We start from the raw sequence: 17236 nt of genomic DNA, 5'->3' as shown, positions 1-17236 counted from the left end.
CCCGACCGGTCACGCCTGGTGGATGGCCTCGCCGGCGATCTCGATCTGTACGGTCTTGCCGACCAGGACGCCGCCGCTCTCCAACGCGACGTTCCAGAGCAGGCCGTAGTCCTCCCGGTTGATCTCGGCGGTCGCGCTGAATCCGAAGATGTTCTGTCCGTACGGATCCTGACGGGCGCCGCCAAAATTCACCTGAAGGTCCACCGCGCGGGTGATTCCCTTCACCGTCAACTCTCCGGTGAGCACAAATCGATTGGGCTCGGACTGCGGCGGGGGATTGTGACTTCTGCCTCGCCCGCCGAGTCGGTGGTTACGCAGGCGTGCCCAGTAGAAAATCGGGTCTTCGTTGCTCTGCCATTTGATGCCCGTGCTTCGATATTCGAGAGTGGTGTAACGCTCCACATCGAGGAAGTCCGCGCTTTTCAGGTGGGTGTCCCGGTCGGCGCTTCCGGTGGAGATGCTCGCCGACGCGATGGTGGCCGTCACCCCGGAGCGCAGCGGATCCTCCGCCACCGTGATCTCCGCGGTCGCCTCGGCGAACTCGCCGCGTACCGGGCTCACCATCATGTGCCGGGACAGGAAACCGATCCGCTTGTGCGCCTGATCGAGGCGGTAGGTGCCGGCGATCGGGATGGTCATGCCATCCCAGGTGCGTGTGGCGACATCGGCCATCGTGTTGCCTTCCCCCGGGTTAATCGATGTCTGGCCCGAGCCCCAGAAACCGGTCGGGCAGGCATGGTGCCCGCCCAGCATAAGGACGCTCCGAATCGGCGTTTCGAGCCCCACCAGGTAGTGGATCATTCGCTCCGGCGCATTAGCTATTCGTCAATGCGTGACCAATCGGCCGAGGGCCGCCGGTCCCGGCGGATGACCTGCGGGCTAACCTTGCCGGCATGCGTCTCTCCGCCCGGGTCGACTACGCCCTCCGCGCGGCCGCCGAGCTCGCCGCGACGGCCAGCGGCCCCGGGCGGGGCCGGCCGGTCACCGCCGACCAGATCGCCCGCGCGCAGGAGATCCCGCCCAAGTTCCTGGAGAGCATCCTGCTGCAACTGCGCCGGGGTGGCATCGTGCACGCCCAGCGTGGTCCGGAGGGCGGTTACTGGTTGGCCCGTCCGGCCGAGGAGATCTCCCTCGCCGAGGTGATCCGGGTGATCGACGGGCCGCTCGCGCACGTCCGGGGGCAACGCCCCGAACAGCTCGGCTACCACGGCCCGGCCCGTGCGCTCCAGGAGGTCTGGATCGCGCTGCGCGCCAGCGAGCGCGAGATCCTCGAACTGGTCAGCGTCGCCGATGTGGCAGCGGGCACGCTGCCCGCCCGCGTCACCGAGCTGGCCGCCGACCCGCGCGCCTGGATCTGAGCTCGCCGGGCCGGCACCCCGCCCGCCCGCGCCGCCGCCCGCAGCGCCCGCCCCGCCCCGCCGCCGCCCGCAGCGCCCGCCCGCGCCGCCGGCCCCGGCCTGACACCCGCTGGGTGCCATGCCTTGGCACGGCTTCCGCGAGATCTTGGACAGTTTCCGTTCGCTCCGAACGGAAACTGTCCAAGATCTCGCGCTGCTGGAGCACCGCCAGGCCGCGACACTCCGCATGGGCGCGTCGGAGCGGGCTGGTCTGCGGGGATGGGGCGCACTGCCAGGGGCCCGCCGCCGCCTCGGCGTCGGTGCACCTGGCCGAGATCGGCACCACGCTCGCGGCCGGGGTCGCGCACTGGCGGTTCGGCAACGTCGACTGGCGGGTCGTGACCCGCATCGCCCTGCCCGGCGCGGTCGGCGCGTTCGCCGGGGCCACGCTGCTCAGCTCGATCTCCACCGAGTCAGCCGCGCCGTGGATGGCCGCCATCCTCTTCACCCTGGGCACGTACCTGCTGGTGCGCTTCGCCCGACCGCTGCGTACCGGCCGGGTCGGCGGACGGCTGCGCGGACGCTTCCTCGGGCCCCTGGGTCTGGTCGCCGGCTTCGTCGACGCCACCGGCGGCGGCGGGTGGGGCCCGGTCGCCACCCCGGCGTTGCTGGTCTCCGGCCGGATGGAGCCCCGCAAGGTGATCGGCTCGGTCGACACCGCCGAGTTCGTCGTGGCGTGATCGTGCTGACCAACGCCCGCACCCTGATCCGGTCCGCCGAGCTGGACGGCCCGCTCCGCCCCGTCCTGTACGCCCTGCTGGCCGCCGGTTGGCTGACCGCGCTGGTCTTCGCCGTACCCGCCAAGCCCGCGCCGCCGCTGCCACCGCCGCTGCCACCGTGACGGCCGCGGCACCCGCCGCTGGAGTGCCGGTGCTTCCTGAGTCGGCCTCTGTCATCCCCGGCGCTGCCGACGGCGGCGCACCGGCCGATCTCAGCGTGGCGGGAACGCCGGGAGGGCGCTGACCCGCGCGGCGGCCTCTGCTGAACAGCTCACCTTCGCATCCACCGCCGACCAGCAACCTGCGCTGCTCGTGCTGGCTGTCCGGGGCGAATCTCCCCAGCCACCCGTCGGTGTTCGAGGCGGGGTGCTTCCCCCTGTGAGCGTGATGCCTCTGAGTCATCAAGATGACTTGCAGGCATCACGTTCATTAGCGCCCTCGCCCTCGCCCGGGGCGAGGTGCGGCGCTGCCGCCGGTCATCGGCCCCGCCGACGGGCAGCCGGGACGCGGCTCCTCTGCCGCCGTCCGGCGTTCGTGTCGTCGTCGGCGCGGAGCGGGGAAGTAGCCGAAGAACCCGGGGTGCTGCCAGTGCGTCAGCCCCGGTAGGACGATGGCGTCCAGGTCGGCGAGCACCGCCTCGACCGGCTCGCCGCCGGGGCGGAACTCGTCCGGGTCCACGTGTGGTGCGCTCACCCGGTCGAGTCGATCAGGCGGCGTGGGGGAGGGTCAAGAGCCGCACGGCGTGACGATCGTCGATATTGCGGAGTGGAAAGCGCTTGCCCTACGATGCGGCTGAGCCGGATCCGAGTTTCAGGGCGTTCATCCCCGACCAGATCGCCGTTCGCCGCCGCCGCGGCGGACCGTCCACCGTGCCACCCCGGGCAGGGCAGGTGGACCAGAGCGGTCATCACCGGATCCCCGGAGGCAGTTCATGCACCCGTCAAGACAACGGCTGAGTCTGCTCGCCGCCTCGACAGCGGCAGCCGTCGTCGCCGGCACCGTCGGTACGGTCGTCGCCTCGGCCGCCGCTGTCGGCTGTCGTGTCGACTACCAGGTCACCAACCAGTGGCAGGGCGGTTTCGGCGCCAACGTCACCATCACCAACCTCGGCGAGGAGGTCAACGGCTGGACCCTGACCTGGTCGTACACCGCCGGCCAGCAGGTCTCCCAGGCGTGGAACGCCACCGTCAGCCAGTCCGGCGCCCAGGTGAGCGCGCGCAACGTCGACTACAACGGCGCTCTCGCCACCAACGGCACCGCCTCGTTCGGGTTCAACGCCTCGTGGACGAGCAGCAACCCCGCGCCGGCCAGCTTCGCGCTCAACGGGGTCACCTGCACCGGAGCGCCTCCCACGGGCGGCCCGACCACGCCGGCCCCGACCACCCCACCGCCGACCACCCCGCCGCCCACGACTGCACCGCCGACGACGCCGCCGCCCACCGACCCGCCGGCCGGGGCGAAACAGATGGAGAACCTCGACCGTGGGCTGATCAGCGTTCGCTCCGGCAGCGGCAACCTGGTCTCCTGGCGCCTGCTCGGCACCGAGACCTCCGGCGTGTCGTTCAACCTGTACCGCGGCTCGACCAGGGTCAACGCCAACCCGATCACCGGCGCCACCACCTACCTCGACAGCGGTGCGGCGGCCGGGTCGGCGTACACCGTGCGGGCCTTGGTGGGCGGCGCCGAGCAGGCGGCGTCCGCGCCCGCCCTGCAGTTCGCCAACGGCTACCTGGACGTGCCCCTGCAGGTGCCGGCGGGCGGCACCACCCCCAGCGGGGAGAGCTACACCTACAGCGCCAACGACGCCTCGGTCGGCGACCTCAACGGCGACGGCACCTACGAGATCGTGCTCAAGTGGGACCCGTCGAACGCCAAGGACAACTCGCAGTCCGGCTACACCGGCAACGTCTACGTCGACGCGTACACGCTCACCGGCACCCGGTTGTGGCGCATCGACCTCGGCCGCAACATCCGGGCCGGCGCGCACTACACCCAGTTCCAGGTGTACGACTACGACGGCGACGGCCGCGCCGAGGTGGCCATGAAGACCGCCGACGGCACCCGCTCCGGCACCGGTCAGCTCATCGGCTCGTCGTCCGCGGACTACCGCAACTCCAGCGGCTACGTGCTGTCCGGTCCGGAGTACCTGACCATGTTCAACGGCCAGACCGGCGCGATCGCATCCACCGTCACCTACGACCCGCCGCGCGGCACCGTGTCGTCCTGGGGCGACTCGTACGGCAACCGGGTCGACCGTTTCCTCGCCGGCACCGCGTACCTGGACGGCCAGCGCCCGTCCCTGATCATGGCGCGTGGCTACTACACCCGCGCGGTGGTGGCCGCCTGGGACTTCCGCAACGGATCCCTGACCAAGCGCTGGACGTTCGACTCGAACTCGTCCGGCAACGGCGCTGCCGCCGGGCAGGGCAACCACCAGCTCTCCGTGGCCGACGTCGACGGTGACGGCCGCCAGGAGATCGTCTACGGCGCCGCCACCATCGACGACAACGGTCGGCTGCTCTACTCGACGGGCAACGGGCACGGCGACGCGATGCACGTCGGGGATCTCGACCCGGGCCGCGCCGGCCTGGAGGTGTTCAAGGTCGACGAGGACGCCAGCAAGCCCAGCTCGTGGTTCGCGGACGCCCGTACCGGTCAGATCCTGTGGTCCACGCCGGCCTCCGGCGACAACGGCCGGGGCGTCTCCGCGGACATCTGGGCCGGCAGCCCCGGCGCGGAGTCCTGGTCGGCGGCGGTCTCCGGACTCGCCAACACCCGCGGGCAGAACATCGGCCGCAAGCCGTCGTCGACGAACTTCCTCGCCTGGTGGGACGGTGATCCGGTCCGGGAGCTGCTGGACGCCACGAAGATCGACAAGTACGGCACCGGAGGCGAGACCCGGCTGCTCGACGGCAACGGGGTGGCGTCCAACAACGGCACCAAGTCCACGCCGGCGCTCTCCGGCGACATCCTGGGCGACTGGCGCGAGGAGGTGATCTGGCGGACCACCGACAGTCGGGCGTTGCGCATCTACAGCACACCCACCCCGACCAGCACCCGGATCTACACGCTGATGCACGACCCGCAGTACCGGGTGGCCATCGCGTGGCAGAACACCGCGTACAACCAGCCGCCACACCCGGGGTTCTTCATCGGCGATCAGATGGCCGGTCCACCCACCCCGAACATCTATATACGCTGATCTAACCCTGGCGGTCCTGATCGAGTTCGCCTAAGGTGGCAGGCACCGGGCCGCAGCCGCGGAATCCGCACAGCTGCAGCCCGGTGCTCCACACCGCGGCATTCCCGACCCGTCCCGACCGGGAATGCCGTACCACCACCGGCACCAACATTAGGCGCCGTCCGGGTCGCGGGAGTGACGCTGACGTGAAGATCGTGTTTCACGCGTCCCGACGCAGGCCCCCGGCCACCTTCTCGGCGATCAACTCGTACGACCGCACCCGGTCGGCCACGTCGTACACCAGGGTGGTGAGCATCAGCTCGTCCGCGCCGGTGCGCTCCTGCAACTCGGTGAGCTGCCGCAGCACCGTCTCCGGCGATCCCATCGCCTGACCGTCGCGCCGTTGCAGCACGAACTCCCGCTCGAACTCGGTGTACGGGTACGCGGCCGCCTCGTCCGGCGTCGACAGCGGCTCCGGCCGACCGGAACGCAGCTTCAAGAACGACAGCGCGCTCGGCCCGGCCAGCCACTCGGCCCGCTCGTCGGTGTCGGCGCAGACCGCGTTGACGGCCACCATCGCGTACGGCTTGTCCAGCCACTGCGACGGCCGGAAGTTCTGCCGGTACAGCGCCAACGCCGGCAACGTGTTCGCCGAGCTGAAGTGGTGCGCGAACGAGAACGGCAGACCCAGCAGGCCGGCCAGTTGGGCGCTGAAGCCGCTGGAACCGAGCAGCCAGACGGCCGGCTGCTCGCCCCGACCCGGGGTGGCGACGATCTGCCCCGGCTTCTCGCCGCTGAAATAGTTCATCAGGTCGGCCAGCTCACGCGGGAAACCCTCCGCGGACAGGCCCTCCATGGTGCGCCGCAACGCCAGCGCGGTCACCTGGTCGGTGCCGGGGGCCCGGCCGATGCCCAGGTCGATCCGGCCCGGGTGCAGCGCCTCCAGGGTGCCGAACTGCTCGGCCACCACCAGCGGCGCGTGGTTCGGCAGCATCACCCCGCCCGAACCCAGCCGGATCGTCGACGTGTTGGCCGCCAGGTGCGCCAGCAGGACCGCCGGCGCGGAGCTGGCGATCGCCGGCATGTTGTGGTGCTCGGCCACCCAGAAGCGGCGGTAGCCCAGCTCCTCGGTGCGCCGGGCCAACTCGGTGGTGGCACGGAGGGCGTCACCGGCGGTGGCGCCCTTCGCGACCGGAGCAAGATCAAGAACAGACAACGGTACGGTGATCACACGTTGTGCCAACTCGCCGGCCTGCCCGTTCATTCCGGCCGCCGCTCAGCCCACACCCCGCGCCTGCTCGAAGATCAGGCTGGTCTGTGTGTGCTGCACCACCGGATCGACCGCCAGGTGGTCCAGCACGAAATCCCGCAGCGCGTCACCCGACGCCGCCCGCACGTGCAGCACGTAGTCCTCCGCACCGGCCACGTGGAACACCGACACCACCCCGGGTAGCCGCACCGACCGCGCCCGGAACGCGTCCACCGCCGCCCGTTCGTGCGCGGTCAACCGCACCGACACCAGCGCCTGCAACGGCAGACCGAGCGCCGCCGGATCGACCTCCGCGTGGAACCCCCGGATCGCCCCACGCTCGCGCAACGCCCGCGTACGCGTCAGACACGTCGACGGTGCCACCCCCACCCGCTCGGCGAGCGCATTGTTCGGCAACCGGCCGTCCGCCGCCAACTCGGCGAGGATCGCGCGGTCCACCTCGTCCAGCGCCGGCCGTACAACATTCGACTCAGGGGGCATCCCCGCATTCTCCACCGAATCAGCGACAGAAAGAAGGTACCCCGACAGAATCATCTACCGAAGCATTGCCTCCCTGGCACCGGATGTTCGACGCTACCGCCATGACGACGGTGGACACCCGAGCCGTACACGCCGGCCGCGACGACCTGCGCACGCTCGGCGTGCACGTACCACCGATCGACCTGTCCACCACCAACCCGCTGCCCTCGGTCCACGCCGGTGGCAACGCGTACGAACACCTCGCCACCGGCGGCACCCTCCCCGCCGGTGCCAGCGCCGTCTACCAACGGCTCTGGAACCCCACCGTCGCCCGCTTCGAAACCGCCCTCGCCGCCCTCGAAGGCACCGACCAGGCCGTCGCCTTCGCCAGCGGCATGGCAGCCCTCACCGCCACCCTGCTCGCCGCCACCCGCGACGGACACCGCCACATCGTCGCCGTCCGACCCCTCTACGGCGGCACCGACCACGTCCTCGCCACCGGCCTGCTCGGCACCACCGTCACCTGGGCCCACCCCGACGAGGTCGCCACCGCCGTCCGCCCCGACACCGCCCTCGTCGTCATCGAGACGCCCGCCAACCCCACCCTCGACCTCGTCGACATCGCCGCCCTCGGCACCGCCGCCGGCGACGTACCCCTGCTCGTCGACAACACCGTCGCCACCCCCGTCCTGCAACAACCCGCCCGCCACGGCGCCGCCCTCGTCCTGCACAGCGCCACCAAGAGCATCGGCGGCCACGGCGACGTCCTCGCCGGCGTCGTCGCCTGCGACGATGCCTGGGCCGCCCGACTCCGCCAGGTCCGCGCCGTCACCGGCGCGATCCTGCACCCCCTCGGCGGCTATCTCCTGCACCGCGGCCTGCAGACCCTGCCGCTGCGGGTCCGCGCCCAACAGGCCACCGCCGAGAAACTCGCCGGCTGGCTCGCCGACCACCCCGCCGTACACCGCGTGCACCACCCCTCGGTGTACGACCCGGCGGCGCTCGTCGGCCGGCAGATGTCCGGACCCGGCAGCCTGCTCGCCTTCGAGGTACGCGGCGGCGCGCCCGCCGCCGCCACCGTCGCCGCCTCCTGCCGACTCATCACCCACGCCGTGTCCCTCGGCGGCGTCGATACCCTCATCCAGCACCCCGCCTCGCTGACCCACCGACCCGTCGAGGGCGACGCGAAGCCGGACGGGGCGCTGCTGCGACTCTCCGTCGGCCTCGAAGACCCCGAGGACCTGCGCGCCGACCTCGCCCAGGCGCTCGACGCGGTGGTCTGATCAGCGCAGCTCGCGGTTGCCCAACACCCGGGTCGGCGAGCCCTCCCGGGCCACCCGCACCATCGCCCGGCCGATCCCGTCCGTCGTCGTCACCTGGTTCGGCAGCAGCCGCCGCAACACCGGGAACAGCGGACGGGTCACCGCGTACCCGATCCGGTACGCCCGCGTCCGTGACACCGCCCCGTACGTCGGCTGGATGAACCCCGGCCGCGCCGCGTACCCGTTGGGCAGCAGGTCCATGACCGCGTTCTCGGTGCGACCCTTGACCCGCGCCCACATCACCCGGCCCTGCCCGGTCGAGTCGGTGCCGACGCCGGAGACGTAGACGAACGTCACCTGCGGGCTCACCTCGGCGAACAGACGCGCCGCAGCCACCGGGAAGTCGTAACTGACCCGGGTGTACGCCGCCTCGTCCAGACCCAACGACGAGACGCCCAGGCAGTAGAAGCAGGCGTCCACGCCGGTCAACTCCGCCCGTACCGCCTCCAGGTCACCCAGATCGGGGACGGTCAGCTCCCGCAGCTTCGGGTCCTGCCGACCGGTCGGCCGGCGGCCGACGGTGAGTACCTCCCGCACGTCCCCGGCGAGCAGACACTCCCGCAGCACGCCCTGACCGACCATGCCGGTCGCACCGAAGATGACCACCCGCATCAGAACCCGCCTCCTGTCCTCGACACTCGCACAGGCTCCCAATCACCGTCCCCACACCGACCAATCACCGTCCCCACACCGGCCAATCACCGTCCCCACACCGGCCAATCACCGTCCCCACACCGGCCAATCACCGTCCCCACACCGACCAATCACCGTCCCCACACCGGCCAATCACCGTCCCCACACCGGCCAATCACCGTCCCCACACCGGTCGATCATGAAGTTATTGCCTCCGACGTCGGCGTGTCGGCGCAATAGCTTCATGATCGACCGGGCCGGGTGGGGGGTTGGGTGGGGGTTGGGGTTGGGGGGTGGGGGTGGGGGCAGGACTTTGGGCCTGTGTTTTGGTCGAGCGTGGCTACCGCGTCGCGGCGTGCCACGGACAGGCAGTTGCGGCGGTTCATCCGCCAGGCGATGCCGAGCAGGTCCAGGCTCCACGGGCAGAGCCCCATGATGTCGGTCGACTCGTTGACGAACATGTAGCGCGGGTAGACGTACTCCTTGCCGCGCACGGTCACCCGGTTGGCGAACCGGCAGCCGTCGGAGTGGAACAGGCCGCGCACGAAGTCGCCGGGGTGGCTCTCGACGAGCGACAGTTGCCAGTCGGCCAGGACGATCGGTCGATCGTGCTTCTTGCCGGGACCGTGCTGCGGGGTCTGTCGGACTGTCGACACCTTCCCGGCAGCGGAAGCACCGGAGCTCCGTGCCCTGGAGTCGAGCCTCCGGGCGGTCGTTACATCAGTGCCAGACGGTCAAGTACGGCAGACCGACGGCGCGAGCGGTGTCGGCGACCGTGTTGCCGGACAGGAACATCTGCCGTGCTCGTGCGCGAATCTCGGGTGGATGCACGAGAGAATTCTCGAACACCCGTACGACATCTTTTGTGGTGCCCTCGGTGGGATTCGAACCCACACTGTATGGAGTTTGAAGCCATTGCCTGCTGCCAGTTGGGCTACGAGGGCGCTTCCCTGATTCGGCCCTGACAGGATACCTACTACGCTGAGGGCGGTGACACCCGGCTGGGCGGGTGTCAGGTTCTAACTGGTGGGGGTAGGGCTGGTGGCTGAGACGCCGACGGATGCCGAGCGCAGGCGCGTACTGATCGCCGAGGACGAGGCGCTGATCCGGCTGGACCTCGCCGAGATGCTTGTCGAAGAGGGTTACGAGGTGGTGGGGGAGGCCGGCGACGGCGAAACCGCCGTGCGCCTCGCCGAGGAGCTGAAGCCCGACCTCGTCATCCTCGACATCAAAATGCCGATCATGGACGGGCTGGCCGCCGCCGAGCGCATCGCCGGCGCCCGGATCGCCCCGGTGATCATCCTGACCGCGTTCAGCCAGCGGGACCTGGTGGAGCGGGCGCGGGCGGCGGGCGCGATGGCGTACCTCGTGAAGCCTTTCCAGAAGAGTGACCTGGTCCCGGCCGTGGAGATCGCGCTGTCGCGGTACTCGGAGGTCGCGGCCCTGGAGGCCGAGGTCGCGAGCCTGACCGACCGCCTGGAGATCCGCAAGACGGTGGAGCGCGCCAAGGGCGCGCTGATGACGACGTACGGGATGACCGAGCCGCAGGCGTTCAAGTGGATCCAGCGCACGGCGATGGACCACCGGATGACCATGAAGGAGGTCGCCGAGCGGATCCTCGCGGAGACCGCCGGCGGTGAGGTGGCGCAGCAACCGAGCGTCTGATCGCTGCTCGTCGCTCGGCGGCGGGTGATCGGATCGATAGCATCAGCTACGTGTCGGTCCGGCGTACGGTCGCGGTGTTCGGGGTTGTCGTCACGCTGCTCGCCGGCTGCCGGGCCGCCGACGACGAGCGGCTTCCCGAACCGGTGCGTCCACGGTGGGAGATGGCGGATCTGCCGGTGCCCCCGGGCCCGCCGGGTCGGCTCATCGCGCGTGATGTGACAGTCTGCGCGGGTCGGTGGTACGCGGTCGGCGCGGTGGGTGCGCCGGACGGTGGAACCCGGCCGGCTGCGTGGCGGAGCATGGACGGTCGAGTGTGGACGTCGCTGCCGTTGCGTCCGATCAGTTACTACGGCGAGCGCGCGATCCTCTACGCCGTCGGGTGTTCCGATGATCGGATCGCGGTGATCGGGGCGCGGTCGGGTGGCGCGCACGGCAATCCGCGGGTGCGGACGTGGCGGCAGGACGCCGACGGTGGTCTGACCGAGGTGCCGGCGGAGTTCGAGCTGTACGGCGGACCGGAGGCGGTCAGCGCGAGCCGTGTCGCGGGTGGCGCTGGCGGGTGGCTGATCGCGGGTGCGCGGACGAGTGGGGCGGCGGTGTGGCGTTCCGCGGACGCGGCCGACTTCGTGCTGGTGGACGACGCCCCGGGGCTGGCCAGTGATGGGGCGCTGTCGACGATCGCCACGGACGCGGTGGCGGTGCCCGAGGGCTGGTTGGTCGGTGGCGGGGGCAGGCCGGCGGATCGGGCCGACCGTGATCCGTACGTCTGGTCGTCGGGTGACGGCCGGGCCTGGACGCGGCTGCCGTTGCCGGCGACCGGTACGGACGAGGTCGTGCAGCGTCTCGTCCGGGTGGGCGCCACGGTGTACGCCCTGGGGGTGCGGGGGAGTGGGTTCCAGGCCTGGGAGTGGTCGCCTGAGGCAACGGCGGGCGCCGATGAGTGGCGCGCCCGTGGGGGGTTCGGGGCCACCGGTGCCGGTGCGGTGGCGGGGGTCGAGGCGGTCGCGGGCGTCGATGGCGGTGCGGTCCTGGCGATGACGGTGGCGAGCGACGGGCACCGGCTGTGGCGGTCTGGCGGGGATGCCTCGTCGTGGCTGCCGGTAACCCTGCCAGGTCGCGTTTCCGCTGGTGGGGACACGTCTGCGGCGGTTGCGGTGGCGGGCGGTCGGATGGTGGTCACCCTCGACGACGGGGTGGCGGCGAGGGTGTGGTTCGCGCCCTCTGAACCCGTTTGACGAGTTGTCGACACGCGCCGATGTGACATCTAAACGCGAGGTTCTCCGCTTCTGGTAACGGTTGAGTCAACGCCGCCTACGACACCTTACGGGGAGTAGTGGTTGTGGGATAACGTCCCGCCCCAGACCGGGTGAACGGTCCGGTCCGGTGTGGTCTTGGCGTTCTGCCAGACGCCATCGGGCTTCAGGACGGAGGAGGGTTCCAGCCTTGAGGCAAAACTTCGTGCGCGTCCTCGGCAGCGTCGCCATCTTGGCGCTTGTTGCCGGCGGCGCCAGCGCGTGTAAGAAGGACGAGGGCACGTCGGGTGGTTCCGCCAACAAGGCGTGCGACCTCAAGATCGGTTTCTTCGGGGCGCTCTCCGGCGCCGACGCCGGTCTGGTCACCCCGATGAAGCAGGGTGCCGACCTCGCCGTGGAGAAGTACAACGCGGAGAACGCGGACTGCAAGGTCACCGTCGAGGCGTTCGACTCGCAGGGCAAGGCCGACCTGGCGGGTGGTCTGGCGACCAACGCGGCGGCCAACTCGAAGATCGTGGCCATGGTCGGCCCGGCGTTCTCCGGTGAGAGCGAGGTCGCGCTGCCGATCTTCGACACCGCGGGTCTCGCCGTCATCAGCCCGTCGGCCACCCGGCCGAGCCTGTCGGAGAAGGGCTGGAAGGTCTTCCACCGCGGCGTGGGTAACGACTTCTCCCAGGGTCCGGCGATCGCCAGCTACATCAAGAACGTGCTGAAGGCGCAGAAGGCGTTCGTCATCGACGACCAGTCCGCGTACGGCGCTGGTCTGGCCGACGAGGCCAAGAAGGGCCTCGGCTCGCTGGTCATCGGCACCGACAAGGTCGTCGACAACGCGCAGGAGTTCGGCGCGCAGATCTCCAAGGTGAAGACCAGCGGCGCGACGGTGCTGTTCTACGCGGGCTACACCGAGGAGGCGGCGCCGTTCCTGAAGCAGCTGCGGGCTGCGGGCTGGACCGGCACGTTCATCGGTGGCGACGGCATCAACGACGCCAACATGCTGTCGGTGGCTGGTCAGAAGGACGTCGAGGGCACCATCGCGACCTGCCCGTGTGGCCCGGCCACCGCGGCCAAGGGCACCTTCGTGACCGACTTCAAGGCCAAGTACAGCGTCGACCCGGGCGTGTACGCGGACGTGTCGTTCGACCTGGCCAACATCTACCTTGAGGCGATCAAGGCCGGTAAGAACACCCGCGCGGACATCCAGGCCTTCCTCTCCACCTACAACAAGGCCGGTTCCGCCTCGGGCGTGACCTACAAGTGGGAGCCCAGCGGCGAGCTGGACCCGGCCCAGGTCAAGGTGTGGGCCTTCAAGGCGAAGGCCGGCGCGTGGGCTCCGGACGTGGAGGTCCCGAAGGCCTGATCCCGTCGGGGGTCACAGGTTTGAGGGCGTGACGAACAGAGTTGTTTCGATGCGGTCGGGGTGCGTAACCCCGGCCGCATCGGCTCAACGCAACACCCTTCGGAGCATCGGTGGACTTTGCAGAACTCGTCCGGGGCTTCCCGGAACTGACCACGACCGGGTTGGTGCAGGGTGCGATCTACGCGCTCATCGCCCTCGGCTACACCCTCGTCTACGGCGTTCTTCGCCTGATCAACTTTGCGCACTCCGAGGTCTTCATGATCGGCACGTTCGGTGCCATCTGGACCTGGGCGGCCTTCGGGCTCGACAGCAACAGCGGTGCTCCGTCGGTGGGCCGTTCGCTGCTGCTGATCGCTCTGGCGATCGTGGCCGCGGCGCTGCTGTCCGGCAGTGTCGCCCTACTCATCGAGGTTACCGCCTACCGCCCGCTGCGTCGGCGTAACGCGCCGCCCCTGGCCTTCCTGATCACGGCCATCGGCGCCTCGTACGCCCTGATGGAGCTGATGGGGACGTTGACCCAGCGGCGTCAGGTCGGCTCGCCGGCCCTGCTGCCCGCGGAGACGTTGTTCAAGATCGGCGGCTGGAGCGTCACGCCGGTGCAGATGCTGACGCTGAGCGTGGCCATCATCATGATGGTGGGGCTGGACTGGTTCGTTAACCGGACCCGGTTCGGCAAGGGCATCCGCGCGGTCGCGCAGGACGCCAACACGGCCGCGTTGATGGGTGTCAACAAGAGTCGTGTCATCGCGTTGGTCTTCGTGCTGGGCGGTCTGATGGCCGGTGTGGCCGCCGTCTTCAGCGACATGAAGAGCGGAAACACCCGGTACAACATCGGCTTCCTGCTCGGGCTCAAGGCGTTCTCCGCAGCGGTGCTGGGCGGTATCGGCAACCTGCGGGGCGCGGCGATCGGCGGCATCCTGCTGGGTCTGGTCGAGAACTACGGGTCGGCGCTGTTCGGCTCGCAGTGGCGGGATCTCATCGCGTTCGTGGTGCTGATCGTCCTGCTGATGTTCCGCCCGACCGGTCTGCTGGGCGAGTCGTTGGGGAGGGCGCGGGCATGACCGCTCTGCGAGAGCGTTGGCACTCCGCTTCGAGTGCCTTCGGTCGGCGGGTCGACGAGCTGCCGAAGTCGGCCCGGATCACCGGGCTGCTGGCCTTCATCGCCTTCCTCTACGTCCTGCCGAACAAGTGGTTCTACGAGTACCTGAACATTCCGGGTCTGTGGATTCCCCTGTACACCACCCGCAACGACATGGCGGCGGTGCTGTTCTACTGCGCGTGGATCGTGCTCCTGTCGCTCGGTCTCAACGTGGTGGTGGGCTACGCGGGTCTACTGGACCTGGGGTTCTTCGGTTTCTTCGCCGTCGGCGCGTACACGGTGGCGTTGTTGACGTCGCCGGAGAGCAAGCTGATCACCGAGTACAACTGGCTGGAGAGCCCGTGGCCGTGGTTGGTCACGGTGCCCATCGCGATCGCCCTGGCGCTGTTGTCCGGTGTGCTGCTCGGCGCTCCGACGCTGCGGCTGCGGGGTGACTACCTGGCGATCGTGACGCTCGGTTTCGCGGAGATGATCCGGATCGTCGCGAAGAACCAGGACTGGATCCTCAATGGTGACCGCGGCATCCCGCAGGTAGGGCACCCGCCGGGCAAGTACCCGGACGGCACGGCCATCTTCCAGTTCGAGTTCAAGCCGTACTACTGGCTGCTGCTCACCGTCATCATCGGTGCTGTCTTCCTGATCCGGAACCTGGCCAACAGCCGGGTGGGTCGTGCCTGGGTGGCGATCCGCGAGGACGAGGACGCGGCGGAGCTGATGGGTGTGCCGACGTTCCGGTTCAAGCTGTGGGCGTTCGCGATCGGTGCGGCGGTCGGCGGGTTGTCCGGCACGTTGTGGGCCGGTCAGGCCAACTTCGTCAACTCGTCGACGTTCTCGTTGGAGAATTCGATCCTGGTGCTGGCGGCGGTTCTGCTCGGTGGCGCCGGCAGCATCGGCGGTGCGATCCTCGGCGGCTTCCTGGTCATCTACATTCCGGAGTGGCTGCGGTCGGTGGGCGACGTGTTCGGTCTGCCGGAGACGGCTACCGTCTTCGGCAACGACTTCGACGTCAGCCCGACGTCGTTGCGGTACTTCATCTTCGGCATCCTGCTGATCATCGTGATGATCTTCCGACCGCAGGGTCTGTGGCCGAACCGGCGACGGGCCGCCGAGCTCCAGGACCGGCAGAAGGAGGTGGCTGTCGTTGAGTGAGCCACGGATGGGTAGCGAGCGCGACGTCACCAGCGAGCGCGACATGGCGATCGACGCGCGGACGACTGTCGGCAGCCCGGCGGAGACCTCGTCGACGCCGGACGAGGCCGTCAGCGAGCCCGCCGCGCCGGTTGACGGCCGGAAGCCGCTGCTGGAGGTCGACCACGTCACGCTGCGGTTCGGCGGCGTGGTGGCCCTCAACGACGTCAACTTCACCCTCTACGAGGGGGAGATCCTCGGTCTGATCGGCCCGAACGGCGCCGGCAAGACGACCTGCTTCAACGCGATGACGGGCGTCTACACCCCGACGACCGGGCAGATCCGGTTCCGGGGCGAGAAGGTCAGCGGCCGTAAGCGCTTCCAGATCACCAAGCTGGGTATCGCGCGTACCTTCCAGAACATCCGTCTCTTCCCCGAGATGACGGCGCTGGAGAACGTGCAGGTCGGCGCGGACGCCAACCACAAGACCAGCGTCCCGAGCGCCCTGCTGCGGTTGCCGCGGCACTGGCGGGAGGAGCGGCAGGGCAAGGCGAAGGCCCGCGAGCTGCTGGACTTCGTCGGCATCGAGGGTCGCTCTGGCGACCTGGCGCGCAACCTGTCGTACGGTGACCAGCGTCGTCTGGAGATCGCTCGGGCCCTGGCCACCGATCCCACGCTGCTCTGCCTGGACGAGCCGGCCGCCGGGTTCAACCCGGCGGAGAAGGTCGCCCTGCTGCAGCTGATTCGCAAGATCCGCGACTCGGGGGTCACCGTCCTGCTGATCGAGCACGACATGCGACTGGTCATGGGCGTGGTGGACCGGCTGGTGGTGCTGGAGTTCGGGCAGAAGATCGCCGAGGGGTCGCCGGCCGAGGTGCGCGACGACCCGAAGGTGATCGCGGCATACCTGGGAGGTGTCGAGGATGCTGCTTGAGATCGACGACCTGAAGCTGCTCTACGGCCGTATCGAGGCGCTGCACGGCATCAGCCTGCACGTCGAGCAGGGCGAGATCGTGGCGCTGATCGGCGCGAACGGCGCCGGTAAGACCACGACGATGAAGGCGATCTCCGGGTTGCACGCCATCTCCGGTGGCAGCATCAAGTTCGACGGCACCGACGTCAGTCGGATGCGCGCCGACCTGCGGGTGATCCGGGGCATCGGGCAGTCACCCGAGGGCCGTGGTGTCTTCCCGGGCATGACCGTGCTGGAGAACCTGGAGATGGGGGCCTACACCCGCCGGGACAAAGCCGACATCGCCAAGGACCTGGCGATGGTGTTCGAGCTGTTCCCGCGGCTGCACGAGCGCCGCAAGCAGGCCGGCGGCACGCTCTCCGGCGGTGAGCAGCAGATGCTCGCGGTGGGTCGGGCGTTGATGACCCGTCCGAAGCTGCTGCTGCTGGACGAGCCGTCGATGGGTCTGGCGCCGAAGTTGATCCAGCAGATCTTCGAGATCATCACGCGGATCAACGAGCAGGGCACCACGATCCTGCTGGTCGAGCAGAACGCCCAGCAGGCGTTGTCGCGGGCCCACCGGGGCTACGTGTTGGAGACGGGCCGGATCGTCAAGGAGGGCACCGGCCAGGAACTCCTGCACGACCCGGCGGTCAAGGAGGCGTACCTCGGCGTGGCCTGAGCCACGGCGATCCGGCGGCCGGTCGTCCCCTCGGGGGCGGCCGGCCGCCGGCGTTTCGGCCGCTGGCGTGTTTTCGCGCCGGTCGTGCGGTGCCGCCACCCGGGGTTGTCGGTGCGACG

General features: G+C 69.7%; 17 protein-coding genes, 1 tRNA gene and 1 pseudogene. 11 read left to right on the top strand and 8 right to left on the bottom strand.

Annotated elements, in window-relative coordinates; all coding sequences use genetic code 11:
- Positions 1-9 precede the first annotated feature (9 nt).
- Positions 10-672, bottom strand: coding sequence for a YceI family protein (locus ACGFH9_RS25335; protein WP_355236875.1), 663 nt, complete (start codon positions 670-672; stop codon positions 10-12).
- A gap of 221 nt (positions 673-893) precedes the next feature.
- On the opposite strand from ACGFH9_RS25335, the gene ACGFH9_RS25330 reads away from it, so the two are divergent.
- Together ACGFH9_RS25330 and ACGFH9_RS25325 are read left to right on the top strand one after the other, a co-directional pair.
- On the top strand, positions 894-1358 hold the full coding sequence (locus ACGFH9_RS25330; RefSeq protein WP_007462839.1) for an Rrf2 family transcriptional regulator: 465 nt from the start codon (positions 894-896) through the stop codon (positions 1356-1358).
- Positions 1359-1636: 278 nt separating this feature from the next.
- Positions 1637-2360: pseudogene (locus tag ACGFH9_RS25325) on the top strand (sulfite exporter TauE/SafE family protein); the annotation flags it as partial.
- Positions 2361-2545: 185 nt separating this feature from the next.
- Here the strand turns inward: ACGFH9_RS25325 and ACGFH9_RS25320 are convergent.
- Positions 2546-2809 (bottom strand): hypothetical protein, encoded by a 264-nt coding sequence (locus ACGFH9_RS25320; protein WP_393223702.1) that lies wholly within the window; start codon positions 2807-2809, stop codon positions 2546-2548.
- 238 nt (positions 2810-3047) lie between these two features.
- Between ACGFH9_RS25320 and ACGFH9_RS25315 the strand changes: the two genes are divergently transcribed.
- Positions 3048-5318 (top strand): cellulose binding domain-containing protein, encoded by a 2271-nt coding sequence (locus ACGFH9_RS25315; RefSeq protein ID WP_393223699.1) that lies wholly within the window; start codon positions 3048-3050, stop codon positions 5316-5318.
- 199 nt (positions 5319-5517) lie between these two features.
- Here ACGFH9_RS25315 and ACGFH9_RS25310 read toward each other — a convergent pair whose 3' ends face one another.
- Entirely contained in the window at positions 5518-6561 is a 1044-nt protein-coding gene (locus ACGFH9_RS25310) for an LLM class flavin-dependent oxidoreductase (protein ID WP_393223696.1), read from the bottom strand.
- Positions 6562-6573: 12 nt separating this feature from the next.
- A complete protein-coding gene (locus ACGFH9_RS25305) occupies positions 6574-7047 on the bottom strand; it encodes an Lrp/AsnC family transcriptional regulator (protein ID WP_355621846.1) in 474 nt (157 codons plus the stop codon).
- An 83-nt stretch (positions 7048-7130) separates the two neighbouring features.
- Between ACGFH9_RS25305 and ACGFH9_RS25300 the strand changes: the two genes are divergently transcribed.
- Positions 7131-8309 carry a trans-sulfuration enzyme family protein gene (locus ACGFH9_RS25300; protein ID WP_393223691.1) on the top strand — a complete coding sequence of 393 codons (1179 nt, stop codon included), beginning with the start codon at positions 7131-7133 and terminating at the stop codon, positions 8307-8309.
- Here ACGFH9_RS25300 and ACGFH9_RS25295 read toward each other — a convergent pair whose 3' ends face one another.
- The 4 genes from ACGFH9_RS25295 to ACGFH9_RS25280 all read right to left on the bottom strand — a co-directional run bounded on the left by ACGFH9_RS25295 (position 8310) and on the right by ACGFH9_RS25280 (position 9925).
- A complete protein-coding gene (locus ACGFH9_RS25295; RefSeq protein ID WP_393223688.1) occupies positions 8310-8960 on the bottom strand; it encodes an NAD-dependent epimerase/dehydratase family protein in 651 nt (216 codons plus the stop codon).
- 263 nt (positions 8961-9223) lie between these two features.
- A complete protein-coding gene (locus tag ACGFH9_RS25290; RefSeq protein ID WP_393223685.1) occupies positions 9224-9637 on the bottom strand; it encodes a hypothetical protein in 414 nt (137 codons plus the stop codon).
- 64 nt (positions 9638-9701) lie between these two features.
- The gene (locus ACGFH9_RS25285) at positions 9702-9875 is read right to left on the bottom strand and encodes a hypothetical protein (RefSeq protein ID WP_393223682.1); all 174 of its coding nucleotides are present in this window, start codon (positions 9873-9875) and stop codon (positions 9702-9704) included.
- Positions 9848-9925: transfer RNA gene (locus tag ACGFH9_RS25280), tRNA-Leu, on the bottom strand. The genes ACGFH9_RS25285 and ACGFH9_RS25280 overlap by 28 nt, the downstream gene beginning before the upstream one ends.
- Positions 9926-10022: 97 nt before the next feature.
- On the opposite strand from ACGFH9_RS25280, the gene ACGFH9_RS25275 reads away from it, so the two are divergent.
- From ACGFH9_RS25275 to ACGFH9_RS25245, 7 genes are all read left to right on the top strand, one after another.
- Positions 10023-10646, top strand: a complete 624-nt coding sequence (locus ACGFH9_RS25275; protein WP_355049623.1) for a response regulator — start codon at positions 10023-10025, stop codon at positions 10644-10646.
- A gap of 50 nt (positions 10647-10696) precedes the next feature.
- Positions 10697-11881 (top strand): hypothetical protein, encoded by a 1185-nt coding sequence (locus ACGFH9_RS25270; protein ID WP_393223679.1) that lies wholly within the window; start codon positions 10697-10699, stop codon positions 11879-11881.
- Between the two features lie 208 nt (positions 11882-12089).
- Complete coding sequence (locus tag ACGFH9_RS25265) at positions 12090-13256, top strand: branched-chain amino acid ABC transporter substrate-binding protein (protein WP_393223677.1); 1167 nt, start codon at positions 12090-12092, stop codon at positions 13254-13256.
- A 110-nt stretch (positions 13257-13366) separates the two neighbouring features.
- Complete coding sequence (locus ACGFH9_RS25260) at positions 13367-14317, top strand: branched-chain amino acid ABC transporter permease (RefSeq protein ID WP_393223674.1); 951 nt, start codon at positions 13367-13369, stop codon at positions 14315-14317.
- Positions 14314-15504 carry a branched-chain amino acid ABC transporter permease gene (locus ACGFH9_RS25255; RefSeq protein WP_355236911.1) on the top strand — a complete coding sequence of 397 codons (1191 nt, stop codon included), beginning with the start codon at positions 14314-14316 and terminating at the stop codon, positions 15502-15504. The genes ACGFH9_RS25260 and ACGFH9_RS25255 overlap by 4 nt, the downstream gene beginning before the upstream one ends.
- A 43-nt stretch (positions 15505-15547) precedes the next feature.
- Positions 15548-16417, top strand: coding sequence for an ABC transporter ATP-binding protein (locus ACGFH9_RS25250; protein WP_393223781.1), 870 nt, complete (start codon positions 15548-15550; stop codon positions 16415-16417).
- The gene (locus ACGFH9_RS25245; RefSeq protein WP_355236917.1) at positions 16407-17117 is read left to right on the top strand and encodes an ABC transporter ATP-binding protein; all 711 of its coding nucleotides are present in this window, start codon (positions 16407-16409) and stop codon (positions 17115-17117) included. Before ACGFH9_RS25250 ends, ACGFH9_RS25245 begins: the two co-directional genes overlap by 11 nt.
- Positions 17118-17236 lie beyond the last annotated feature (119 nt).

The organism is Micromonospora sp. NPDC049102 (genome assembly GCF_043197485.1).
In the GTDB taxonomy this organism is placed as follows: domain Bacteria; phylum Actinomycetota; class Actinomycetes; order Mycobacteriales; family Micromonosporaceae; genus Micromonospora.
This window is presented reverse-complemented; position numbering and strand designations above follow the sequence as displayed.